Annotated in this window: 25 protein-coding genes; 6 read left to right on the forward strand and 19 right to left on the reverse strand. The window is 57.8% G+C overall.

Going from position 1 to position 24,227, the window contains the following annotated elements:
• Window positions 1-22: 22 nt before the first annotated feature.
• From MCM46_09020 to rho, 14 genes are all read right to left on the reverse strand, one after another.
• The gene (locus MCM46_09020) at window positions 23-478 is read right to left on the reverse strand and encodes a GatB/YqeY domain-containing protein (GenBank protein MCG3111945.1); all 456 of its coding nucleotides are present in this window, start codon (window positions 476-478) and stop codon (window positions 23-25) included.
• A gap of 128 nt (window positions 479-606) precedes the next feature.
• Window positions 607-975, reverse strand: coding sequence for a histidine triad nucleotide-binding protein (locus MCM46_09025; protein ID MCG3111946.1), 369 nt, complete (start codon window positions 973-975; stop codon window positions 607-609).
• Between the two features lie 14 nt (window positions 976-989).
• Window positions 990-1,676, reverse strand: coding sequence for a bifunctional phosphoribosyl-AMP cyclohydrolase/phosphoribosyl-ATP diphosphatase HisIE (gene hisIE, locus MCM46_09030; GenBank protein MCG3111947.1), 687 nt, complete (start codon window positions 1,674-1,676; stop codon window positions 990-992).
• Window positions 1,673-2,434 carry an imidazole glycerol phosphate synthase subunit HisF gene (gene hisF, locus MCM46_09035; protein MCG3111948.1) on the reverse strand — a complete coding sequence of 254 codons (762 nt, stop codon included), beginning with the start codon at window positions 2,432-2,434 and terminating at the stop codon, window positions 1,673-1,675. Before hisF ends, hisIE begins: the two co-directional genes overlap by 4 nt.
• Window positions 2,434-3,162: a 1-(5-phosphoribosyl)-5-[(5-phosphoribosylamino)methylideneamino]imidazole-4-carboxamide isomerase gene (gene hisA, locus MCM46_09040; GenBank protein MCG3111949.1), complete on the reverse strand. Its 729-nt coding sequence runs from the start codon at window positions 3,160-3,162 to the stop codon at window positions 2,434-2,436. The genes hisF and hisA overlap by 1 nt, the downstream gene beginning before the upstream one ends.
• Window positions 3,163-3,270: 108 nt before the next feature.
• A complete protein-coding gene (hisH, locus tag MCM46_09045) occupies window positions 3,271-3,879 on the reverse strand; it encodes an imidazole glycerol phosphate synthase subunit HisH (GenBank protein MCG3111950.1) in 609 nt (202 codons plus the stop codon).
• Between the two features lie 11 nt (window positions 3,880-3,890).
• Window positions 3,891-4,475, reverse strand: coding sequence for an imidazoleglycerol-phosphate dehydratase HisB (gene hisB, locus MCM46_09050; GenBank protein ID MCG3111951.1), 585 nt, complete (start codon window positions 4,473-4,475; stop codon window positions 3,891-3,893).
• Complete coding sequence (gene hisD / locus MCM46_09055) at window positions 4,468-5,763, reverse strand: histidinol dehydrogenase (GenBank protein ID MCG3111952.1); 1,296 nt, start codon at window positions 5,761-5,763, stop codon at window positions 4,468-4,470. Before hisD ends, hisB begins: the two co-directional genes overlap by 8 nt.
• Window positions 5,764-5,787: 24 nt before the next feature.
• Window positions 5,788-6,471: an ATP phosphoribosyltransferase gene (gene hisG, locus MCM46_09060; protein ID MCG3111953.1), complete on the reverse strand. Its 684-nt coding sequence runs from the start codon at window positions 6,469-6,471 to the stop codon at window positions 5,788-5,790.
• Complete coding sequence (gene murA, locus MCM46_09065) at window positions 6,472-7,728, reverse strand: UDP-N-acetylglucosamine 1-carboxyvinyltransferase (GenBank protein ID MCG3111954.1); 1,257 nt, start codon at window positions 7,726-7,728, stop codon at window positions 6,472-6,474.
• A complete protein-coding gene (gene prmC, locus MCM46_09070; protein MCG3111955.1) occupies window positions 7,721-8,590 on the reverse strand; it encodes a peptide chain release factor N(5)-glutamine methyltransferase in 870 nt (289 codons plus the stop codon). The genes murA and prmC overlap by 8 nt, the downstream gene beginning before the upstream one ends.
• 64 nt (window positions 8,591-8,654) lie before the next feature.
• Window positions 8,655-9,722, reverse strand: coding sequence for a peptide chain release factor 1 (prfA, locus tag MCM46_09075; protein ID MCG3111956.1), 1,068 nt, complete (start codon window positions 9,720-9,722; stop codon window positions 8,655-8,657).
• A gap of 137 nt (window positions 9,723-9,859) precedes the next feature.
• The gene (gene rpmE, locus MCM46_09080; protein MCG3111957.1) at window positions 9,860-10,060 is read right to left on the reverse strand and encodes a 50S ribosomal protein L31; all 201 of its coding nucleotides are present in this window, start codon (window positions 10,058-10,060) and stop codon (window positions 9,860-9,862) included.
• A gap of 81 nt (window positions 10,061-10,141) precedes the next feature.
• Entirely contained in the window at window positions 10,142-11,389 is a 1,248-nt protein-coding gene (gene rho, locus MCM46_09085) for a transcription termination factor Rho (protein MCG3111958.1), read from the reverse strand.
• Between the two features lie 535 nt (window positions 11,390-11,924).
• Between rho and MCM46_09090 the strand changes: the two genes are divergently transcribed.
• From MCM46_09090 to MCM46_09115, 6 genes are all read left to right on the forward strand, one after another.
• On the forward strand, window positions 11,925-12,491 hold the full coding sequence (locus tag MCM46_09090) for an LPP20 family lipoprotein (protein ID MCG3111959.1): 567 nt from the start codon (window positions 11,925-11,927) through the stop codon (window positions 12,489-12,491).
• Window positions 12,492-12,563: 72 nt separating this feature from the next.
• Window positions 12,564-13,169, forward strand: coding sequence for a penicillin-binding protein activator LpoB (locus MCM46_09095; protein ID MCG3111960.1), 606 nt, complete (start codon window positions 12,564-12,566; stop codon window positions 13,167-13,169).
• Window positions 13,170-13,182: 13 nt separating this feature from the next.
• A complete protein-coding gene (locus tag MCM46_09100; protein MCG3111961.1) occupies window positions 13,183-14,571 on the forward strand; it encodes a hypothetical protein in 1,389 nt (462 codons plus the stop codon).
• 19 nt (window positions 14,572-14,590) lie between these two features.
• A complete protein-coding gene (locus MCM46_09105; GenBank protein MCG3111962.1) occupies window positions 14,591-15,619 on the forward strand; it encodes an LPP20 family lipoprotein in 1,029 nt (342 codons plus the stop codon).
• 145 nt (window positions 15,620-15,764) lie between these two features.
• The gene (locus tag MCM46_09110; GenBank protein MCG3111963.1) at window positions 15,765-16,706 is read left to right on the forward strand and encodes a formylglycine-generating enzyme family protein; all 942 of its coding nucleotides are present in this window, start codon (window positions 15,765-15,767) and stop codon (window positions 16,704-16,706) included.
• A gap of 350 nt (window positions 16,707-17,056) precedes the next feature.
• The gene (locus MCM46_09115) at window positions 17,057-18,469 is read left to right on the forward strand and encodes a sigma-54 dependent transcriptional regulator (GenBank protein MCG3111964.1); all 1,413 of its coding nucleotides are present in this window, start codon (window positions 17,057-17,059) and stop codon (window positions 18,467-18,469) included.
• Window positions 18,470-18,571: 102 nt separating this feature from the next.
• Here the strand turns inward: MCM46_09115 and MCM46_09120 are convergent, their stop codons facing one another.
• The 5 genes from MCM46_09120 to MCM46_09140 form a co-directional block, all read right to left on the reverse strand.
• On the reverse strand, window positions 18,572-19,147 hold the full coding sequence (locus MCM46_09120) for a hypothetical protein (GenBank protein MCG3111965.1): 576 nt from the start codon (window positions 19,145-19,147) through the stop codon (window positions 18,572-18,574).
• Window positions 19,148-19,150: 3 nt separating this feature from the next.
• Complete coding sequence (locus MCM46_09125) at window positions 19,151-19,804, reverse strand: phage baseplate assembly protein V (protein ID MCG3111966.1); 654 nt, start codon at window positions 19,802-19,804, stop codon at window positions 19,151-19,153.
• A 77-nt stretch (window positions 19,805-19,881) separates the two neighbouring features.
• Window positions 19,882-20,784 carry a GPW/gp25 family protein gene (locus MCM46_09130; GenBank protein MCG3111967.1) on the reverse strand — a complete coding sequence of 301 codons (903 nt, stop codon included), beginning with the start codon at window positions 20,782-20,784 and terminating at the stop codon, window positions 19,882-19,884.
• Window positions 20,785-21,312: a hypothetical protein gene (locus MCM46_09135; GenBank protein ID MCG3111968.1), complete on the reverse strand. Its 528-nt coding sequence runs from the start codon at window positions 21,310-21,312 to the stop codon at window positions 20,785-20,787.
• Between the two features lie 56 nt (window positions 21,313-21,368).
• Window positions 21,369-24,212 (reverse strand): Ig domain-containing protein, encoded by a 2,844-nt coding sequence (locus MCM46_09140; GenBank protein MCG3111969.1) that lies wholly within the window; start codon window positions 24,210-24,212, stop codon window positions 21,369-21,371.
• Between the last annotated feature and the right edge of the window lie 15 nt (window positions 24,213-24,227).

Below are 24,227 nucleotides of genomic sequence, written 5' to 3' on the forward strand. Positions count from 1 at the left end.
GAAATCGCGGCTTACCTTCGGTTTATTTCTGCCCAAGGCATTCTCGGACCATCTGGCTGATCTTGCTTCCTTCCGCCCGTCCCACAAGCTGCGGGACGAGGAGCTTCATCACTTTCCCCATATCCTTTACGTCGGCCGCCTCGGACTGGGCAATCGCCTCTTTGATCTTGATCCGGAGCTCCTCATCGGAAATCTGCTGAGGAAGAAAAGAGTGGAGAATGGCGAGCTCTTTTGTTTCTTTATCGACGAGGTCCTGACGTCCCCCTTTTTCGAACTGCTCGATCGACTCCTTCCGCTGCTTCACGGCGGAGCTGATCACCTGAAGGATCTCCTCGTCGGTCAGCTGCTGTCCTTTGCCCTTATCGATCTCTTTATTTTTGATGGCCGAGCGGAGCAGACGGATGACGGAAACCCGGTCGGTGTCGCCGGTCCGCATCGCCTCTTTCATTTCATCAACGAGTCTTTGCTGCAGCGCCATGATGGGGGGAGGAACCTCATTTCAATGGACGAGATTGCCAGAATGATCGGTACAGTAAATTTTTACTATAGCAAACCGGTTGTTGCTTGTCAACTAATTGTTTTTATTTCCTTTTTCCACCCGGTACATTATCCGGGAGGCCACTGCAGGGAACGCCCCCCAAGTAAATGAATATGGAGGTGAAAAACGGTTTGGCCGGCATCTTGCCCTGAATTGACCACCGTACGGAAACCTCGCTCGGCAATTCCCTTTTCTCGCGCCAGCTTCGGGAGGGTCAGAAAGAGATGGCTGATCGCTTCGCGATCGTCCGGCGTCAGATCGAGCAACCCGGAGATATGTTTCCGGGGAATGAGCAGAAGATGGACCGGGGCCTGCGGATTGATATCTTCGAAGGCGACCATCTTTTCATCTTCATAGGCGATTTTGCTAGGAATTTTCTTCTCGGTAATTTTGCAGAAGAGGCAATCGTTCTTCGTGGAATTGGGCGGATTCGCCATTATTCTGTCCTCAGCTATGTTCTTTTTCTAACCCGCGATCTCGATTTTTTTTCGGCCAACCCCGATTGGGAAGATCGCCGGCGAAGCTCCTCCTCGATCGCTTTGAGCGGGATTTGATGATGGTTCAGCGCGACCCAGAGATGATAAAGGAGATCGGCCGTTTCGTGGACCACCGCTTTTTTGTCTCGATTCTTCGCGCTGATCATAAACTCGCCCGCCTCCTCCCCCACCTTCTTCAAGATCCGATCGATTCCCCCCTCGAAAAGGGTGGTGGTGTATGACTTCGGAGAGGGGCGCCGTTTCCGATCCGAGATCGTCTGATAAAGCGCCTCGAAAACAGGAAGGTCCGGTTTCGATGGAGCAATCGGCTTTGCGCCGTTGGGAGTGATCTTTTCAAAAAAGCAGGAGCGGCTCCCGGTGTGGCAGGCGACACCGACCTGTTCGACTTCAATCAAGAGGGTGTCTTGATCACAATCGGTGTAAATGGCCTTCACCCTCTGGACATGGCCCGAAGTCTCCCCTTTTCGCCATAATTTTTTTCGGGAGCGGCTCCAGAAGTGGGTTTCCCCCGTTTGGAGCGTTTTCTGAAGCGAGGCGGGGCTCATGTAGGCGACCATCAAAACATCTTTCTTCCGATGATCGACGATGACGGCGGGGATGAGACCGCGCGAGAATTTAAGCGGATCGGCTTTCTTTTTCATACGAGCCGGACCGGCACCCCCTTCTTCGAGAGATAGGCTTTCGCCTGCGGAACGGAATAGGTCTGATAGTGAAAGATCGAGGCCGCCAGCACGGCGTCGGCTTTTCCGACGGCGATCCCTTCATAGAGGTGATCCAAAGTCCCCACCCCCCCGGAGGCGATGATCGGAACATGGACCGCTTCGGCCACCGCGCGGGTCAGCGCCAGATCGTATCCCTGCGTCGTTCCATCCCGGTCCATGCTGGTGAGGAGGATCTCCCCGCAGCCGGCCGTCTCCATCCGCTTGGCCCACTCGACGGCGTCGATTCCGGTCGCCTTCCGTCCGCCGTGGGTGAACACTTCCCAGCCGGTTTCATCCCTGCGCTTCGCATCGATGGCGACGACAATCGTGGAGCTGCCGAACTGAAGCGCCGCCTCCCGGACGAACGCCGGGTTCTGCACGGCGGCGGTGTTGATCGAGACCTTATCGGCCCCCGCGGCGAGAAGCGTTCGGACATCTTCGAGGGTCCGGACCCCGCCGCCGACCGTCAGCGGCATCGAGACCTCCTCGGCGGTTCGCCGGACGATATCGAGCAGAATCTCCCGCTCATCGGAAGAGGCGGTGATGTCGAGGAAACAGAGCTCATCGGCCCCCTGCGCCTCATAGAGCTTGGCGATCTCCACCGGATCGCCGGCGTCTTTGAGATTGACGAAGCCGACCCCTTTGACGACCCGCCCCCCCTTTACGTCGAGGCACGGAATGATCCGCTTCGCGAGCATCAGGCTTCTTCTCCCCGGAGCGCCGCCAAGGTTTTCGGAAGCGAGAGGGCCCCGGTATAGAGGGCCTTTCCGACGATCGCCCCCTCGACCCCCGGGATCTCGGCGAGCTGCTGAATCTGCGGAAGGGTGGTGACCCCCCCCGATGCGATGATCGGGATCTCCACCTGCATGCCGATCTCCCGGAAAAGCCCGATGTTGGGACCGGCGAGCATCCCGTCTTTTTCGATATCGGTCAGGATCAGCGCCGCGACCCCCGCCTCCTCCATCCGAACCGCCAGGGTTCCCACCTCTTCCGGATGAACCTCCGTCCATCCCCGGACGGCGACCTGCCCCTTTTTTGAATCGATCCCGGCGATGATCCGACGCGGAAATTTCCGCGTCGCTTCTTTCACCAGCGGTTCGTTCTGCAGCGCCGCCGTCCCCAGGATCACGGCCGCCGCCCCGGCCGAGAGATAATGCTCGATCCGATTGAGGCTGCGAATCCCACCGCCGACCTGAACCGGAATCTTCACCGCTTTGATGATCCGCTCGATCAAGTCATAATGGACCGTTGCGCCGCTCACCGCGCCGTCGAGATCGACCAGGTGAAGCCGTTCGGCCCCCTGGGACTCCCACTGTTGCGCCATGGCGACCGGATCTTCGGAGAAGACCGTCTCGGAATCCATCGCCCCTTGTATCAGCCGGACGCAGCGTCCGTCTTTGATATCGATCGCGGGGATTAAAATCATCTTTATATATTCCCGAATTGTTGTTTTTGTAGGGGCGAATCTCGCCTGCACTGTTCCATCGTGTATTCGCCCAATCAGAGGGCGATCACAAGGATCGCCCTACAGTTTTTATTTCATCTTTGCGAAATTCGCAAGCATCTGAAGCCCCATCCGTTGGCTCTTCTCCGGATGGAACTGGCAGGCAAAAACATTTTCATGCGCGATCGCCGAGGGAAAACGGACGCCGTAGTCGGTGGTCGTCGCCACCCAATTATTTTTTTTCGGCGCCCCGTAGTAGGAGTGGACGAAATAGAAATAGGCGCCGTCCGGAATTCCCTCCAAAACGGGACTTTTCTTATCGATCCGGATCTGATTCCATCCCATGTGGGGAACTTTCAAATCTCTCTCCGGGAATCGAACCACCTGCCCCGGAACCAGATCGAGCCCCGGATGGGACCCGAACTCCATCCCCTCGGTGAAGAGGATCTGCAGTCCGAGACAGATGCCAAGGTACGGTTTCCCCGCCCGGATCGACTCGGTGATCGGCTTGAGAAGACGAAGCGCGCCGAGGTTCTTCATACACTCCGGAAAGGCCCCCACCCCCGGCACCACCAGATGGCTCGCGTCCGAAACAACCTTCGGATCAGAGGTGATCACGGCGGCATACCCCGCCCGCTCAAACCCCTTCTGAACGCTCCGAAGATTCCCCGACCCATAATCGACAATGACGATTTTCATACGTGAGAATTTTAGAGCTTTCCCTTCGTCGAAGCGACCCCCTTCAACCTCGGATCGATCTGCGTCGCCGCATCCAATGCCCGGCCGAAGCCTTTGAAGATCGCCTCCAGGATGTGGTGCGGATCTTTCCCGTAGTGAAGGTTGATGTGGAGATTGATCTTACATTGGTCGACGACGGCGCGGAAGAAGTGCTCGACCAAATCGGTATCGAACTCCTTGATCTTCTTCTTCGGCATCTGCACCTGGTAGACCAGATAGGGACGGCCCGAAAGATCGACCGTCACCTCGGCCAGCGCCTCATCGAGCGGGATCGAGGCATGGCCGAACCGCCGAATCCCCCGCTTCTCCCCCCAGGCCTTGGCGAGCGTCTCGCCGAGAACGATCCCGATATCTTCGACCGTGTGATGATCGTCGATCTCGACATCTCCCTTCGCCTTCACCGTCAAATCGAAGTAGCCATGCTTCGCAAAAGCGGAGAGCATGTGATTCAGAAACGGAAAGGGGGTCTCGACCTGATACTTCCCCGACCCGTCCAGGTCGATCTGGATGGTGATTTGCGTCTCTTTCGTCTCCCGTCTGACGGCGCCGTTACGCATTTTTGCTCACCCGAATTCGGACCATGTTGGCGTGCGCCTCCAATCCTTCCACCTCGGCGATCCGGACGAGGTGTTGGCCGCTTTTCTCCAGCGCTTCCCGGCTGTACGAAATCACGCTGCTGCGCTTCACGAAGTCATCGACGCAGAGCGGCGAGAAAAACCGCGCCGTCCCGCCGGTCGGGAGGACATGGTTCGGCCCCGCGATATAATCCCCCAGCGCCTGCGGCGTCTGCTCGCCGAGGAAGACCGAGCCGGCATGGATGATGCCGTCGAGGTAAGCGAACGGCTCGGCCACGAAGAGGGAGAGATGCTCCGGCGCGATCTCGTTCGACATCGCGATCGCCTGCTTCAGATCAGGAACGATGAAGGTGACGCCGTGATGCCGCAGCGACGTCGCAGCGATCTTCTTCCGGGGGAGCCGGGCGAGCTGATTTTTCATCTCCCGCTCCACCTTCTCGACGAGCGTTTTGGAGGTCGCCAGGAAAATCACGACCGCCTCTTCATCATGCTCCGCTTGCGAGAGAAGATCCGAGGCGACATAGGTCGGATTGGCTTGATCATCGGCAATGATCAGAAGTTCGCTGGGGCCGGCGATCATATCGATATCGACCAAGCCATATACCAACCGCTTGGCGGCGGCGACATACTGATTCCCCGGCCCGACGATTTTATCGACCCTGGGAACCGTCTCGGTTCCATACGCCAAGGCGCCGACCGCTTGCACCCCGCCGATCCGGTAAATCTCCGTCACCCCCGCAATATCGGCGGCGATCAGCATATAGGGGTTGAGGACCCCATCCGGAGAGGGGGAAACGATCACCGTCCGGGGAACCCCCGCGACCCGGGCCGGGATGGCATTCATCAACACGGAGGAGGGATAAGCCGCCTTGCCGCCGGGCACATACAGCCCCACCCGCTCGATCGGGTGGACCCGCTGGGCAAGATAGATCCCGTCGTTCTGAATGGAGAACCCTTCTTTCTTCTGTTTTTCATGGAAAGCGGTAATCCGATCGGCGGCATATTGGAGGCTCTCGACGACCGCGGGATCGGCCTTCTCATAGGCCCGCCGAGTCTGATCTGCATCGACCTGTATCTGAGCGGGGGTGAGTTTCAGCCGATCGAATTTCTCGGTATACCGAAGAACCGCTTTATCCCCTTTTTCTCGAACGTCGTCGAGGATCTTTCGAACGGTCTTTTCGATTGTCCGGTCCCCGACATCCAATCGATGGAGCACCTTCCGATAAACCGCCTTAAACCGCCGATCTTCGACATGAACCCTCTTCATCATTGTCCGACCTCGTATCCCTTTTTTCTACCGGTGAACCTTGACCTTCGATTCCCGACTGCCGCTCTTTTTTAACTCCTTCTTCACCGCTTCGATCAACTTCTGCACGGCCGGATATTTGATCTTCAGGCTGGCGCGATTGACGATCAGCCGGGCGGTGCATTGGGCGATTTCATCGACCACGCCGAGATGATGCGTCCGGAGCGTTTCCCCGCTGGAGGTGAGATCGACGATCTGATCGGCCAATCCGACCAGCGGCGCCAGCTCGATCGAGCCGTAGAGCTTGATGATCTCGATCGGGATTCCCTTCTCCAGGAAATAGCGCTCGGTGATGTTCGGATACTTCGTCGCGACCCGGAGCTTGGAGTGCCCGTTCGGCCGCTCCCCGGTCCCATTGCCGCTCGGACCCGCCAGAACGATCCGGCAGAAGCCGTATCCTAAATCGACCGGCTCATAAACGTCCCGCGTCTGCTCCAGCAGAAGATCTTTTCCGACGATCCCGACGTCGGCGGCGCCGTATTCGACATAGGTCGGAACATCGGTGGCGCGGACGAGGATGATTTTGATTTTTTTCTCCGGGACGTCGAAGGTGAGGCGGCGGCTCTCTTCGGTCAGTTCCGCCGGAATAATTCCGAGTTGACCGAGAAAGGGGATCGTCAGCCCAAGGAGTCTCCCCTTTGAAAGCGCGATCGTGAGGGTCGGCTTCTCCACCTAGGCCGCTCCTTTCACCCGGCGGATCGAAGCCCCGACTTTCGAGAGCTTCTCCTCGATCCGCTCGTATCCCCGATCGAGATGATAAATCCGGAGCACCTCGGTCTCTCCTTGCGCTACCAGGCCGGCCAAGATCAACGAGGCGCTCGCCCGAAGATCCGACGCCATCACCGGCGCCCCCGACAGCTTCTGCACCCCTTTGATCACAGCGTGATTTCCCTCCAGCCGAATCTCCGCCCCCATCCGGCGAAGCTCGGCGACATGGTTGAAGCGGTTCTCGAAGATCGTTTCGGTGACGACGGAGAGGCCGTCCGAAATCGACATCAGCGCCATCATCTGCGCCTGCATGTCGGTCGGAAATCCGGGATAGGGAAGGGTCTTCACATCGACCGCATGAACGGCGCCCCCTTTGACCCGAAGGAGATCTTTCTCCTCCGTCACGGTCGCCCCCACCGCCCGGAGCTTCTCGATGACGCTGGCCAAATGTTCCGGACGGCCGTGTCGAATCGCCAGGTCTCCTTTTGTGATCGCCGCGCCGATCATGAAGGTCCCCGCTTCGATCCGATCGGGCATCACCCGGTAAGAGGCACGCTTCAGCGCGGCAACCCCTTGGATGGTGATCCGGTCGGTCCCCGCCCCCTCGATCCGCGCGCCGCAGGCGTTGAGAAACTGGGCGAGATCGGTGATCTCCGGCTCGCAGGCGGCATTCTCCAACGTCGTCGTTCCCTCCGCCAGGGTCGCCGCCATCATCAAATTTTCCGTGCCGGTCACGGTCGGGAGATCAAAATAGATCTTGGCCCCCTTGAGTTTGCCCGCCTTGGCATGGATCATCCCATGCTCGATCTTGATCTCGGCCCCCATCTTCTCCAGCGCGGTGAGGTGGAGTTGAATGGGACGCGCGCCGATGGCGCAGCCGCCGGGAAGAGAGACATGCGCCTCGCCGCAGCGGGCCACCAGCGGACCTAAAACCAGGATCGAGGCCCGCATCGTCTTGACGAGATCATAAGGGGCCTCGCAACTCTTGATCGTCTTGACCTGAATCGAATGGACCCCCTCCTGCTCGCTGATCTCCGCTCCCATTCGCTGTAGCAGCTTCTTGGTCGTGGCAACATCCATCAACTTCGGAATGCCGAGCAGGGTCTGCGGTTCGGAGGAGAGAAGGGTCGCCGCTAAGATGGGGAGCGCCGCGTTTTTCGCCCCGCTGACCTCAATCTCGCCGGTGAGAGGAGCCCCCCCCTGGATGACAATCTTATCCATCGGCGCCTCGTCTCCGGCAGAAGGCGATCCGATCGATCCCGGCCAGATCTTGGAGGAAGGTTGCGCTAAACATCGTCTCCTGCGCGGCATATGCTTGGAACCAGGCCGCCTGCCTCGCACCCAGTTCAAAGAGGAGAGATCCTTCTTGCGTGAGAAAAGAAGGGGCTTCCCTCAGAATACGCCGATAAAAGGCGGTTCCCTCCTCCGGCGCAAAGAGCGCCCGTGACGGTTCATGATCCCGTACTTCGGCTGGAAGGGCAGCGCGGTCATGCTCCGGAATATAAGGGGGATTGCAGACGATGAGATCAAAACGGTTATCCCCCATTCGCAACGGCGCGAGGAGGTCTCCCTGGATAAAACGAATCTGTGAGAGACAGGAATGGCCTTCCGCATTGGCCCGGGCAATGTCGAGCGGTGTTTCATCGATATCGGTTGCAACAACGTGAGCGTGGGGAAATTCTTTTGCCAGCGCAATCGCCAGCGCCCCGCTCCCGGTGCAAAGATCGAGAATACGACAGGGAGCAGGCGAGATCGTGCGCGCCCTCTCGACGATCAGCTCGGTTTCGGGCCGGGGAATAAAAACCCCGGGGCGGACCGAAAGGGAGAGCCCGCAAAAATCGACCTGACCGATAATGTATTGGATCGGCTCGCGCCGGGCGCGCCGCGTTAAATAGGATTGAAAGAGGCCCTCTTGATCGGTCTCGATCGGCCGCGCAGGTTCTACATATAGATCGATTCGACGGCAGGAGAGAAGTGCGCAGAGGAGCAGCTCGGCCTCCCGCCGGGGCAAGGCGATTCCGTGCGCTTCGAGGAAAGCGGTTCCTTGGCCGAGAAGTTCGGAGATCGTTTTTTCTTTTGTCATGGTGATCGGCATCTTCATTGAGGAGGAAGCGGGGTTGCTCGTCTCCAATCCCATTCAGGAAGAATTACGATTCGGCCAATTGCTTTGCCTCATCATCGGCGATGAGAGGCTGAACAAGGGAGTCCAGCTCTCCCTGAAGAACCTGATCGAGTTGGTAGAGGGAGAGGTTGATCCGATGATCGGTCACCCTGTTTTCCTTAAAATTGTAGGTGCGAATTTTCTCGCTTCGCTCTCCGGTCCCGACCTGGGATTTCCTGTTTTTTGCAATCTCCGCCTCTTGCTTCGCCCGCTCGACTTCCAGCAGGCGGGATCGGAGGATCCGCATCGCCTTGGTTCGGTTTTTTAATTGGGATCGCTCATCCTGGCAGGAAACGACGAGGTTGGTCGGAAGATGGGTGATCCGGACGGCGGAATAGGTCGTATTGACGCTCTGGCCGCCCGGTCCGGAAGAGCAGAAGGTATCGATCCTCAGGTCTTTCTGGTCGATATGAATATCGACCTCTTCCGCTTCTGGGATGACCGCGACCGTCACGGTGGAGGTATGAATCCGCCCGCTCGCTTCCGTCTCCGGTACCCGCTGAACGCGATGAACGCCGCTTTCGTATTGAAAATGACGATACGCCCCCTTCCCGGCGACCGAGAGAACCACTTCCTTGAGGCCGCCGATTCCGGTTTCGCTGGAGTCCATCATCTCCACCTTCCAGCCTCTCTTCTCGGCATATTTCATGTACATTCGGAGAAGGTCCGACGCGAAGAGGCCCGCCTCGTTGCCTCCCGTCCCGGCGCGGATCTCGAGAAAGAGATTCCGATCATCCAGCGGATTTTTCGGAATAAGGAGTCTTCTGAGAATGGCTTCCTGCGCCTCTTTCTTCTGCTGAAGCGTATTCCACTCAGACTCCGCCATTTCGCGCAATTCCGCCTCCGCCGTCAGATCCCGCCGGACTTCATCGGCCTCCGCGATTTCTTTGAGAAGCGACTTGTAGGTCTCGTATTGCTGGATCGTTTCCACGTATTCAGACCGTTCTTTCGCGAGACGAATTTGCTCCTTCGGATTCGCCAGCACCTTCGGGTCGGACAGCTGAGCGCCGAGCACTTCGTATTTTTTAAAGATTCCTTCCAGCTTATCTGTCAAGAAATCTTCTTTAGAGAGAACCATTTCTTTCACGTACCGTTTGTTAAGTTCAGATACCAGGCTTACCCTGGACCACTTAGAGAGGAGAAAATAAAAAACCTGCCCGGCGGGCAGGCTCTGGAAGAGGAAGTCGGGGGCTATTTCTTCGCGTATTTCTTCTTGAACCGTTCGACGCGGCCCTCGGTATCGATGATCTTCTGGGTCCCGGTGAAGAAAGGATGGCAGGAGGCGCAAATCTCAAGGCGGATTTCGCCTCGGGTCGACTTCGATTTGAGCACCGCCCCGCACGCACAGGTGATCTCCACCTCTTTATATTCGGGGTGAATGGCTGGTTTCATTGCAATCTCCTTTTATTTCATAAATGGGCATAGATCGAGCGTGAGATTATAGCTTAAATCACGTTTACTTTCAAGCCCTTTTTACTTGTTCATCGATTCCAAGAATTCTTTATTCGTTTTGGTCCCCCTGATTTTGTCGAATAAGAATTCCATCGATTCAATTGTCGAAAGCGGGCTTAACACCTTTCGGAGGATCCACATCTTGTTGAGGTCTTCTTTATCGACCAGCAACTCTTCTTTACGTGTTCCGGAAAGGGTCATGTCGATCGACGGGAAGATGCGGCGGTCGGCCAATTTCCGGTCGAGGTGGAGCTCCATGTTACCCGTTCCCTTGAACTCTTCAAAGATGACGTCATCCATCCGGCTTCCGGTATCGATCAGGGCCGTGGCGATGATCGTTAAGCTGCCGCCGTTTTCGATGTTTCGGGCCGATCCGAAGAACCGCTTCGGCCGTTGCAGGGCGTTGGCATCCAGACCGCCGGAAAGAACCTTTCCGCTCGGCGGAACCACGGCGTTGAAAGCGCGGGCCAACCGGGTGATCGAATCGAGCAGGATGACGACGTCCCGCTTGTGCTCGACCAGACGTTTCGCTTTTTCCAGGACCATCTCGGCCACCTGGACGTGCCGCTGTGCCGGCTCATCGAAGGTGGAGCTGACGACCTCCCCCTTCACCTGGCGCTGCATGTCGGTGACCTCTTCAGGGCGCTCATCGATGAGAAGAACAATCAGGATGATCTCCGGATGATTCTTCATGATCGCTTTTGCAATCGCCTGCAACAGCATCGTTTTACCGGTTCGAGGCGAGGCGACGATCAATCCACGCTGTCCCTTTCCGATCGGGGTGATCAAATCCATCACCCGGGTGGAGTAATCTTCCTGGCTGTACTCCAGCTTGATCCGCTCCAACGGATAAAGCGGGGTGAGGTTGTCGAAGAGGATCTTATCCCGCGCGACCTCCGGCTCTTCGTAGTTGATCTTTTCGACCTTAAGGAGCGCAAAGTAGCGCTCGCTCTCCTTGGGAGGCCGGATCTGGCCGGAAACGATATCGCCTGTTCGGAGATTAAACCGTCGGATCTGCGAGGGAGAGACATAAATATCGTCGGGTCCGGGGAGGTAATTGTAGTCGGGGGATCGGAGAAATCCGAAGCCGTCCGGGAGGGTTTCCAGAACCCCTTCGCCATAGATTGTTCCGTTTTTCTCGGACTGGGCTTGCAGAATCGCAAAGATGAGCTCTTGTTTCCTCAGGTTGCTGGCACCCTCGATCTTCAGCTCCCTGGCCACCTCAGTCAGGTCCGCAATGCTTTTCTCTTTCAGTTCGGCAAGATTCATCTTTTTCTCCTTGATATTAAATCTTACAGTCAGTTTCTATTCAGGCATTGATTAAATGGTTTAAAAGTGTAAAAAAGGGAGAGCATGTCAGATAGGATTTATCCGAATATGACCTTCATCGATATATGTTTAGATCGCATCATCATTAATTATAAGAATTGAACGAGGAAGGGATCGTAAGACGAGTAGGCAATTAGCTTATGGCCATCATTCCTTTTATGGTTTTTTTTAATGAAATGCTCTGAGCAGATATGGAAGAAATTTTGTGAACCACCTGAGACGGATCTTTCGTTTTGGACCGGCCAACGAATAATGTTGTAGGAGGAGATGTTGATGAAGAGCCGAGTCGGAAAGAAGTCCCAACGACATTCACTATAGGCTAAGTCGTATTATAGTCAACTCGTTTGTTTTTGTCAAACGCTATTTTCCGTCAAGGCTCGGCTTTATCGCTTTCCCCTCTTTCTTCCTAGTGATTTGACATTTCATGGGAGGATGGTATATTGATTCCGTTTTCCAAATTGATGGAGGGAAATCGATGAGGCAACGGCGGTTCTTTGTCGAGGGGATCATTGCTGGGGTCACGATCTTGTTGCTGGCGAGTTGCGCCGGTCACAAGGCCAAGCATGAAGAACCGGACTGGGTTCAAAAAGGAAATGGCGCTTTTCTCGATAACGATCAAAAGGCCTTCTATGGGGTGGGCGCCGTCACGGGGGTGCAGAACAAGCCGTTGGCAAAAACGGCCGCCGACAACCGGGCCAGAGCCGAAGTTGCAAAAGTATTCGAAACCTACTCCGCCTCCCTGATGCGCGATTATGCCGCCTCCACCACGGCCGGCGATTTCAAGAAGACCAGCGAGGAACAGAACATCGAGCAGACGATCAAGACCTTCTCGGCCACGACCCTCTCCGGCGTGATCATTATCGATCACTGGACCGATCCCGCCGATGGAACGCTCTACTCCCTTGCGCGGCTGGACCTCGATAAATTCAAAGACAACATTCAACAGGCCCGGGAGCTGAATGCCGCGGTCCGCGATTACGTCCGAGAAAATGCGGAAAAAGCCTTCGAGGCCCTCGACAAGGAAGAAGAAAAACGTCGGTAATCTCTTCGGGCCGATCCATTTTCCGATCCGGATTGTATCCTGCTGCAATCCTCCATTAGAAAGGAAAGAACCATGATCAAAAGAGCACTCTTTTTAATCCTCACGGCCACGGCACTCACCGGGATGATCTCTTGCGGGGGAAAAACCGTTTCCCGCGTCGAGACCGATACGGTTACAGACCTTTCGGGCCGCTGGAACGACACCGATTCCCGCCTGGTCGCCGAAGAGATGGTGAAGGATTCGCTGAACCGGCCTTGGGTCGACAATTTTATGAAGAAGCGCGGAACGGAGCCGACCGTCATCGTCGGGACGGTGGTGAACCGCAGCCACGAGCACATCAATGTTCAGACCTTCGTTAAAGACCTGCAGCGGGAGCTGACAAACTCCGGACGGGTCTTCTTCGTCGCCGGCCAGGGAGAGCGCGAGGAGATCCGGACCGAACGGCTCGACCAGGCTCAGAATTCGTCGGACGAAACGGCGAAGGGCCCCGGGAAAGAGCTCGGCGCCGATTATATGATGATCGGGACGATCAACACCATCCTTGATGAAGCCGACGGAACCAAGGCGGTTTTTTATCAGGTCGATCTCGAGATGGTCGATATGGCCAACAACAAAAAAGTGTGGCTCGGCCAGAAGAAAATCAAGAAGCTCATCGAAAAAAGCCGGATCAAGTTCTAGGGATCGATGTCTCATGCATCCTTCCCCCCTATCTTCGTCAAAATGCCGGACGCTCACGGCGCGACTCTTTAAGCTCGGGACCCTCTTCTCACTTTTGCTTTTGACCGCCTGCGGCCCTTCGCTTCGCCACCAGCAACTGGTGGAGCAGCATCTTCGCTCTCATCGGTATGCCGATGCCGACGCCGTTGTTGAGAAAAACAAGAACGACTACGGCGATCGCAATCGTCTTCTTTATTATCTCGATCGGGCTTTTCTCCTTCACCTCTCCGGGCGCTACGAGGAGAGCAACCGTTTTTTTGAACAGGCCGCTGCCGAGATCGACCGGCTCTACACGCAAAGCCTCTCCACCCATGCCGGCGCGATGCTGACCAACGATAACCTTCTCCCTTACGAAGGAGAAGACTTCGAAACCGTCCTCATCCATCTCTTCTCGGCGCTCAACTATGCGGCCCTCGGCCGATGGGACGACGCGCTGGTGGAGGCAAGACAGGTCGATGCCCGCTTGAACCTGTTGAACGATCGGCACACGCAGAAGAACGTCTATAAGGAAGACGCCTTCGCGCGTTACCTCTCCGGGATTCTTTATGAAACACGGGGAGAGTCCAATGACGCCTTCATCTCTTATCGAAAGGCCTATGAAGCCTTCCAAGGCTACAAAAAAAATTACAACACGCCGGTTCCTTCCCGGCTGGGGCTCGATCTGATCCGGATCACAAACACCCTTCATCTCTCGGAGGAACAAGAGGAATATCAGCGGCTTTTTCCTGAGGCGGTCGCAGTCTCTTCCGGAAAGCCTTCGGAGCAAGGGGGCGAGATGGTGGTGGTCACCTATGAGGGGCGGTCGCCCGTGAAAGAAGATTACTTCATCGATGCCCCGGTCCCCGATGGAGGGGGGGGCCTCTACCTCGTTCGGGTGGCGCTTCCTCGATTTGTCCCCCGCCCCTCCCAAGTCGGCTCGGTGGAGGTGACCTTCCGGCAGGGAGAGACCCTCCTTAAACAGAGCGCCGACGTGATGGAGGATATCACCGCCCTCGCAAAAAAGAACCTTGAGGACCGGATCGCCCGAATCTCTTCCAAGGCGATCGCGCGCGCGACGGCCAAATATGCCGCGGCCCGGACCGCGAAGCATCAGGCGAAGAAAAGGGGAGGGGAAGGGGCCGAGATCCTCACCGACTTCCTGACCAACGTCTATTCGCTCGCCACCGAGCAGTCGGACAAGCGGAGCTGGCGGACCCTCCCCGCCAAAATCCGTCTGGCGCGCATTTCTCTTCCTCCGGGGGAATGGGAGGTCCGGATCGCCTACTACTCGAACCAGGGACATCTGATTGAGGAGCGCCCGATTCCGCCTTTAAAGATTGAAAAAGGGAAGCCCCAGTTTTTGATCGATCATCTCCTACAGTAACGCCGATTGAGGAGGACATATGAAACGCTTCACCCGGTTTATTCTGCTCTTGGGCAGTGTGGTACTCCCTCTCTTCGACATGACGGCAATCGGTCTCGCTGCCGAGAAACCCGATTGGGTCGACGGACCCAGCGAAAATTATCCCGAGGCATCTTTCTTGATCGGCGTCGGCTCCGGCGATACCCGGCAACGGGCGGAAGAGAGCGCCTATGCCGCGCTGGCCCGCATCTTCCGGGCCGAAATCCGCTCGGCCACCCACGAGCGGGAGGATTTCCGGCAGACCGAAAAGGGAAAGCGGATCGAGATCGATCGGACGATTGATCTGCGAAACCAGACCGAGGTCTCCACCCAGAAAGTGCTCGAGCAGGTCCGGATCGCGGAGCGGTGGACCGACTCCGTCTCTAAAGTCCACTATGCCTTGGCGGTGTTGGACCGGGCGAAGAGCGCTTCGGCGCTCCGCCAAAAATCGCTCGACGCCGAAATGGAAGCGAAAGAATGGGAAGCGCGGGCGAAAAAATCGGCCGACCCGCTTGAGCAGGCGCGGGCCCTCCACAAAGCGCTGCTGGCCGCCCGGCTGACCGAGTTATATGAATCGGATCTTCGGATCATCCAGCCGACCGGGCGGGGGGACGGCCTCAAGGTCAGCGCCGCCGCCCTCGATGACCAACTGAAGGCCCTTTTAAACCGCTCCTTTAAAGTGAATGTCCAGATCGACGGTCCGCAAGCGACGGCCGTTCGCGATGCCATCCTCGCCGGACTTCACGATAAAGGGTTCATCGGCGGGGGGGAGGGCGATCTGCTCATCAAGGGAAATGTCGGACTGGAAGAAGCCGATCTGAAAGATCCGAAATGGCACTATATTCGGTGGTCCGCCGATCTGACACTCACCCAAAAGGAGGGTCAGAAAGAGTTTGGCCGCATTCAAAGGTCAGGGAAAGAAGGCCATCTCACCCCCAAAGAAGCGGAGCGGAAGGCGCTGTCCGCCCTCCAAAGGGAGCTCTCCGAAACAGTCGGCGACAATGTCTTAAAACTCATCTACGGAGAATAAATCCGTCCAGGAACGGTGCCGCCGGCGTTCAACACGTTGGACCTCGACATCAAATTGAATCGCAATCAAAGATCATGTTAAAGTAATAAAAGTTCTTATCCCCACTGATTTACACCACCTCTCTTGTCTCAAAAGGAAAAGCGCGATGAAGGTCGTTGGTATTCTCATCGGGATGGGCATTTTCTTCCTCGTGCTGGTCCTCGTTTCTATTTCGCGCATGAATACGATCCGCTCCGAAGCCAAGGCCATGCGTGAACGCCAAGCCCCGCGAGTGACGATTCCCGCCCCCGATCCCGTCCGGTTCAGCCATTTGAGAATTGCCAAGCTCGGGAGAGACGGCGCGCCGATGGTCTTCATCCAGGGAGGGACTCTCTGGAGAGGGGCCAAAGAAGAGGGAGAATTCGATGAAAAGCCGGCGCGCGAAGTGACGATCAACTCTTACTTCATCGATCTCTATGAAGTCACCAACGCCCAGTATCAGCAATTCGTCGAGAAGACCAACCGCCACCGGCAGGAGGTGATGGTTTTTTTTGACGATGTCTCCGTCTTATTTCAACCGGATCTCCCCGCCGTCGGCGTCTCCTGGTTTGATGCCGACGCCTTTTGCGCCTGGAACGGAAAGCGACTCCCCACCGAGGTGGAGTGGGAACATGCCGCCCGCGGCGAGGAAGAACACCCTTGGCCTTGGGGAGGGGATTATGCCGACGGTTATGCGAATGCGCGCGGCGAAGACGACGGCTTTGCTTATACCGCCCCGGTCGGAACCTTCGAAGCCGGCCGGAGCCCGTTCGGCCTTTACGATATGTCCGGAAACGTCCTCGAGTGGGTCTTCGATTGGTATGATGAATTTTATTATAAAGACGGGCAAGTGACCCATCCGAAAGGGCCCGAGGTCGGCATGGCCAAAGCGGTGCGGGGGGGCTCTTGGGACAATGTCGGAAGCGACGTCCGGACCACCAAACGGTATGCCGTCGCCCCGTACCGAAAAGAGGCGACCATCGGTTTTCGCTGCGCCATGGACGCCCCGAACGCCCCCCCCTCTCCAGTCGCAACCACCTCGAAAGAAACCTCTCTTAAGAAGAATTAATCCCGCTTCTGCAAGCTAGACCCGGAGATGGATCGATCGTCTCGGCGAAATTTTCCTGTCCCGGAATAGATACGCTAAATATACTTAGTATCTTGTAGGGTCGGATTCTGCTTGACTCGTCGACGGCGGATTGGTTAGTGTACAGGGTGGCTGAGTGATACCATCCCCGTCTAACCCCGACGGGACTTGATCTGGGAACGCCCGAGCGGCATGGATGTTTGATTCAGATTAAGCGCAACGCTCATCCTCGCGAACACCCAAAACCATCTATAGTCACTAACATCAAAAATTCTCTTCTCTAAACCGATGCCGCGTATATCGTATATAAAGACGGGCCCTGTGGACCGGGAATGACAAAAACCATTTTGCAGATTGATCTCAGAGACAACTGCGCACATCCTGATCCTTGCTCTAACCTGAAGCAGATCATCACAGACCACCTCCCCGGGGAACGGGTTCAACTGATCGGCGCATCGGCCCTCCCTTCAGCGGAGGCCTTGTCGATTCAGGCGCCCCACCTGATTTTACTTCAATCTTCTTCGGAAGAGATCGCTGCAGAAGCGGTCTTCTCTTTTCGGCGGCTCGGCTACTTTGTGCCTGTCCTCTGGCTCTCCTGCCAGGGTCCGTTGATTAACCTTGCACCCTTGAATCAAGTCCTTCAGGTCGCGGACGATTTTCTCTTCTGCCCCTTTCAGCCGGGCGATTTGATCGCCCGCATACAAAAGTGGCTTCAGCTCGAAGACCGGAGCGCCGCCGAGCGGTTGAAAATCGATCTTGGAATGGGTTCTCTCATCGGCGAGAGCGCTCCATTTATAAAAGTGCTCCGCCAGATCAGCCTGCTGGCCCGATGTGACGCGACCGTCCTCCTCTCCGGGGAGACGGGAACCGGGAAAGAGCTCGCCGCCCGTGCGATTCATTACCTGAGCGCCCGCGCAGGGGGGCCGTTTATTCCGGTGAACTGCTCCGCGCTTCCCGAAACCCTCCTGGAAAATGAGCTCTTCGGGCATACCAAGGGGGCCTATACTGACGCCTCGCTCCCGCAGCGGGGCCTGATCGCAGAGGCGGAGTCGGGCACCTTGCTCCTCGATGAAATCGACGGATTGAGCCTGACCGCTCAAGCCAAAATCCTCCGTTTTCTCCAGGAAGGGGAGTATCGGCCGCTGGGGGGACGACAAGCGCTCCAGGCCGATGTCCGGATCGTGGCGGCGACAAATGCAAACCTGATTGAGAAGGTCAAGGCGGGGACCTTCCGTGAAGACCTCTACTTTCGCCTGTATATCCTCTCGCTCTCTTTGCCCCCCCTCCGGGAGCGGCCGGAAGATATTCCGCTGCTCGCCAAGTACTTTTTAAAAAAATATTGCCGGCGCTTTCGGAGCGATTATAAAATCCTCTCACCGGCGGCCCTGATGAAGCTCTCCTCCTACGCGTGGCCCGGCAATGTCAGAGAGCTGGAAGCGGTGATCCAGCGTGCGATTGTCCACTCCCCGGTCTCCTTGATCCAGGCCGAAGAGATCGACCTTCCGACCGCCGTTCAGATGCCGTCCAAACGGGACCCTCCTTTCCAAGCGCTGAAGCGGCGAACGATCGACACTTTCGAGAAGTCCTACCTCTGCCAGCTCTTGATGACCCATCGGGGGAACATCTCCCGCGCCGCAAAAGAGGCCGGGAAAGATCGGAGGGCCTTCCGGCGGCTGATGGAAAAACATGGTTTGGTCCGGCAACATTTCATCAATGCGGGACAAGGCGACGCTCAGGTTATTTAATAGACGGAGAAATATGGTTTATGTAGGGGCGTGATTCATCACGCCCTTTCTTTTGGATCATGACAAGGAGGGCGCAATAAATGGCGCCCCTACAGAGAGATGCTACGCCAAGGGGACGGGGGGTAATGGAGGTCCCGGCGGGGTGACCGGCGTGTTGAGGACCATCACTGTTTTGGTCCAACTGTCCAGGAGGGTCGCCATTGCGTCGGCCTGTTGGGCCGCCGTCTTCTTATCGGCCGCCCCCGATGTAAAAAGCGCGATCAGAGAGGCCAAAAGGATGCCGGGAGAAGCGAGGGAAACGACCCCGGCCATCGTCGGCGGCGCCGGCGGGGGCGGGGTCGCAAAGACCACCGGCGGGGTCAGCCAGAAGGCGACGAAGGCGAGGTCCATCGCCGCGGCGAGCCCCGCGACCGCCGCCGGGGGGGGAGCCGCTTTCGCCGCCGAGAATCCGGCCGCCAAAGCGCCGGCCAAGGCGCTCTCGGCTGCGGTGAGCGAGACGGCGATCGGCTTCGTCGTCCCCGCCAACGCCCCCTCGGCATACTTCTTATAAACCGCGGCCCACTTCTTTCCCGCTTCCGTCGGGTTGGGAGGAAAAATTATCTCCCCGGGAGCGGAAGGATCTTTCCCTTCAAAAAGATCTTTAAAGCCGTCCGAAAGGAGGGTTTTGTTGAGCGGCATCGGCTATTCTGCCTTGAGAACCCGCGTGATCGATTTTGGATTGGTGGTGGAAAGAACCAGCGGCGGCCCGGTCGGCCCGACGCCGCTCGGATGGGTATGCGTATCGAATATCGTCTGGACGAAGGTTTTTGTCGCCAATTCCTCCGGCATCTCGGACGATCCCTGCGCGATCACCGAATCGGCCTGGATCGTGATCTTCTGGCCGCTTCGATCGATGACAATCTCGGTCCCCTCCTTCGTTCGAACCGTGATCGACTCGCTTCCCGAGCTGTCGTTGATGATGATCACATTTCCCGACGGCGTCTTGATGACCTGCTGCTGCGGGTACGATTGAAGCGCCTCCTCGGGGAGTTCGCTCTGCCCCCCCGGCTTCCCCCAACTGCAGCCGGTCCAGAGCGGATGGTCGAGCTCTCCTTCGATAAATTCAACCCAGACCAGATCGCCGACCTGCGGCATGAAAAAGAAGCCGATTCCCGCGCCGGCATACGGGACGGCGGGCCAGGCCCAGCCGCTCACGGCGTCCGCAAGAAGACTCGGCACGGTCACCTTCAGCCGTCCGAGCTGTTCCGGATCGTTATTATCCTGAACGAACCCGCGATATTTTCCCCAATATTTCCCTTCGGCCCGCTCGACATACCGGGCCATTCTTTCGTCCATCGCTAACCTCTTCCCATTGGAAAATGGTAAATGGAAAATGGCAAATGGAAAATAATCATTTTATTCTCCTCGCTATTCTACGGAATCGGCAGCCCGATCCGCAGCCGCTCCATCCGCAGATCGGCTTTCCGGACGTAGACGATTTCGACCTGCAGCGTGCTCTCTTCGTTTTTGACGGCGACCTGATCGACCTGCAATTCGTCTCCCAGGTAACGCTGGAGCGCCCGGTTGACCATGAACTCGGTCGTCGCCGCCAGGATGTCGTTGTTCGGATCGAAGACCAGATCGCGCAGGCGGGTTCCGTACTCCGGCAGGTTCACCCGCTCCCCCGGCGACGTCAGAAGCAGCTGGAGGATCTTCCCCCGCAACAGCGGATCGCCCCCTTGCGCGTAGACCCCCCCGGTCCCATCAATCTGAAACGGAAAGCCGAGCCCGCTCGGAACCGACGGCGGCCCGCCCCCTCCGGGGGAGGTGAAGATCGGCGCCTGGACCGGCTGAACGAAAAGAGGAATCGTTTTCGAAGGAAGGCTGTAAGCCCCCCCCCGCTTGGCGATCACCGTGAAGTAATAATGCCCCCCCTCTGCAAAGCCGGGGATCAACGCCGAGGTGACCTTAAGATTCCCGGCGCGAAGCGTCCGGAAGGGATCGAGCGGGTCGGGGCTGGAGAAGATGTCAAACGCGATTTTTTGCGCTTCGATGTCGTCGGCATAAGTCCATTCCAGCAAGACCATCCCGGCCCCCTCGTCTTGGCCGGTCAGATCGGAAGGGGATGTGATCGGCGCGCCCAAGGGGGACAACCCCAGGTCGGCGAACGTCCCGATGCAGAAAAAGCACGGCTCAAATCCCTCGGCGACCGCCTGCTCCACCGTATCCGGGGTGAAGAACTTCTGCGTCAAAATTTCCGAAATCTGACACTGCCCTTTCTGGTTCGCCAGATCGTGAAACTCGTTGCTCTTCAGATTGCCGAGATAAGGGGCCATCTACTTCTTCTCGCTCCGTTTGGTCCCGATGAGATTTTGGACGGCGTAGGCCCGAAAGGCCCGGAGCCACTCGGCATCGGGTGTTTCCGAACTCTTCAACACCCGCTCCAGCGCCGCCGGACCCTCCGCGGCCATCCCCCTCAGGCCGATCGGACCGGGGGCCGGCCGTTTCAGATCCTCCAGGCCCTTCCGGTTCGAGAGGAGCTTTTCGATCTTCGTCCGGTCGGCCCGCGAAGGCTCCCCTTCAAAGGTAATTGAGACCCGCCCCTGGCGGACCGCTAATCCTTTCACCTCGGGAACCTTCTCCTGAACCGCTTTCAAGACCTCGCTCAGCGGCACCCCTTCGGGATTCTCGCGGCTCTCCACCGCCACCGGCAGCTCAACCTCCGCCAGCTCGACATGCCGCGCCGGTCCCGCCACCTTCTTGATCGGCACGACCCCTTGGATCAGTTGCTGACCGACCGGATGATCGATAAAGGGGCGAAGCGGCGCCAGATCTTTTTTTGTAAAAATGTAACGTCCTGCCATTGTCTCCTCCTGAAATTCTACTTCTTAGATCATACGCGTTAGGGAGGCAGCCCGAGTTAAAAGCTCTTCTTCAACTCTAACACCGTCAACCGCATGTTCACCAGCTCCACGCTGAAGCCGTTCTGGTCCACCCGGGCGAAAAGCTGGACCGACGTCGGGATAAAGCTGTTCGGGACAAAGAGGAAACCGGCGTCGCTGTTGACGAAGAGCATCTGGATCGGGATCTCCACGCCGGTCTGCTTCCGCCGGAGCGGGATCTTCATCGTCTTGTCCTGGATCTTCCCCTTGTCCGGTTCGGTCGTCGGATCGGTCATCTCGTCGTTGTAAAAAGCGGCCCGGATCTCCAGGTGCGAGTTGAGCGGCACCGCCCCCGTAAGAAAGAGCTCCCCCGACCAGAAGACCAAAAACTTGCTCCCCTTCGAGGCCGGAGGAAGGACGATTCCCCCCAGGAAGTGATCGGTATTCTCACCGGTAAAGGCGGAAAGATCCGCGATCGGCTTATCGACGGTGGAGGCATTCCCCGCCCGCTGCCGTTTGTCTTGGAAATCGAGGATCTTGTCCGGCTCGGGCGCATCGCCGTCGCGGGTCAGGATCGCGAGCGGCGCATAGTAGTGCCGGACGCCGTGAGGCAGCACGAAGCTCAACGGCTCGATCCGGGTCTCCGGGTTGATCCCCGACGGCTCATCCCCGGCGAGGAAGCGGGTCTTGAAGATCCAGTCATCGCCCCGGCGCATCTGGTTGCCGCCGAACCGGATCGCCACCCCGTCGTTCAACGGGATCGCCGCGGAAACCGTCGAATCGGCCGGGTCGGCGGGGATCGGAACTTTAAAGGCGTTCCACCGCGCGATCTTCGGCCGGTCTTCCATCGAGAAGCCGGTGAAGTTGAGCACCTTCGACGCCGCCGGCAGGAGCGAGAGCTGTCCGCCGACCGGATCGTTCAGCGTGATCACATTTCCGAAGACCGATTGGATCTGGTGCATCTCGCTTCCGAACTCTTTCGAGATCAGGATCAGCTCGCCCGGATGAAACGCCGACGCATCCTCGACGACGACCTCCTTTGATCCCGCCGGGATCGGCGCGATCACCCGCTGGATCGTCGCGGCGTTCTCCTCCGACCAGCGGAAGGTCGCCGTGCCGATGTTGCCGGCCGTATCGATCTCGATCCGATAAAGGCGGTTCGCCTCGCCGGTGTAAACGCCTTCCGTCGCAAGGGTCCCCTTCCCGATCCCCTGCCCCTCCGGAAGCCCCCCTCCCTGATTCACCCGGACCCGGTATTTCACGCGAAGGCGGGTCGTCGTGTCGGGGCCGCCCAGGGCGATCTCGCGGATCTCGGGATCTTCCACATAGGTCACCGGCTCCTGCCAGACGTCGAGGTAGACCATGTCCTTCCGAACCTCCCCGGCGGGGGGAGGCGTCAGCGACGGATCGTTCGGATCGGCCTGCTCGGAGTAGAGGGTGTCCCTGACCAGAACGCAGGGAAACCCGGCGACATACATCCGTCCGGCGTTTTCAATGCTGGGATGGGTAAACTCGAACTGGGTGTTCATCAGCTCCAGAAGATTGGCCAGCCCTTCGTCCTCTCCGCCGCCACCTCCTCCGCCGCCCCCCTCTTCTTCCTCGCTCAGCGCGCCGAACATCCCGAAGAGGGAGAAGATCCCGAGGAACTCGGAAAACTCCGAGCCCCGGATAATGAAGTTGTTGACCCCGATCGTCTCCAGGAGATTTTCGCCGGCGATTCGAAGATCGTCGAAGTCCCACACCAATGGGTTTGTCCCGTCTTGGTAGACCTCGAAGCCGTATTTCCGGATCTGCGTCAGATCGGCCGGGGTGCCTGTCGGAAGCTCGAATTTGACGAGCGCGGCGATCAGGTCAGCCGGATTGATCGGCGGAATGGGGGGCTGGGCCGGCGCGGGATCGAGCACTTGCAATGTGAAGAGCTTCGTCGCGACCACCCCGTTATTGTCGACCGCCTGGACGGTAAAAGTGGCGCTGCCGGCGGTGGTCGGGGTGCCGCTGATCTTCGCGCTCTTTGAGTTGTCGCCGCTGCCCGACGGCGCCAAGGTCAAACCCGCCGGCAGGCTCCCCGATAAAACCGACCAGGTGATCGGGATCGCCCCGCCGAAGCTGAAGATCGTCCCCCCGCTGTAGCTTTGATTCCGACCGGCGTCGGGAAGATCATCGGTGGTGATGTGGAAGCTGACATCGAGGGGGGCCGCGAACCCGGCCACCCAGACCTCTTTGGCCGCCCCGCTGTTCTGGGTCAACCAGACGGTCCGGTTGCCGTCGTCATCTTCGAGGAAAAACTTGATCGTCCCGGCCGACTGCTGGTTCAACCGGTAACGGAAGGTGAGGACTTCATCCGCCGAGAGGTCTTTCAGATTGGTGAAGGTCTTGGTGATCGTGACCGCCCCGGCATGGCCGGAAAGCCTCAAGAAACCTTTTCCCTCGTAAGGGCCGTCTTTTCCGATCCGCAGGGTCCCTTGCGGGGAGGAGAGGATAAAACCTTCGAGCGACTCCATATCATCGAACTTCTTGCCGGGAAAGTTGAGGAAGAAAAGAAGCGGGCCGAAGATCATGCTGAAGATGAGCCGGATCGCTTCAACCATGATCGCGCTGCAGACCTCGCCGGCGCACTGCTCTAGATCAGGACTGCCGCCCCCCGGCGGGGTCGCTTTCTCAACCAGCGTTTCGATCGGGAGGGGGAAGATCGGATCGACGGCAAACCCCCGGTTGGGACTCCCGTCGCCGATCGCCTCGCGGCTCATCCGCCGAAGGAACGAGACGAAGATATCCTGGTTCTCGTTCCAGTCGGCGTCGAGGATCACCCGCCCCTGCTGGAGGTAGACCCCCAGGTAATTTTTAAGCTCGTTGAAGCTGTCGCGCGAAATCGATTGGGTCATGCGTTCTCCAATACA

Source organism: Candidatus Manganitrophus morganii (genome assembly GCA_021651055.1).
GTDB lineage: Bacteria > Nitrospirota > Nitrospiria > SBBL01 > Manganitrophaceae > Manganitrophus > Manganitrophus morganii.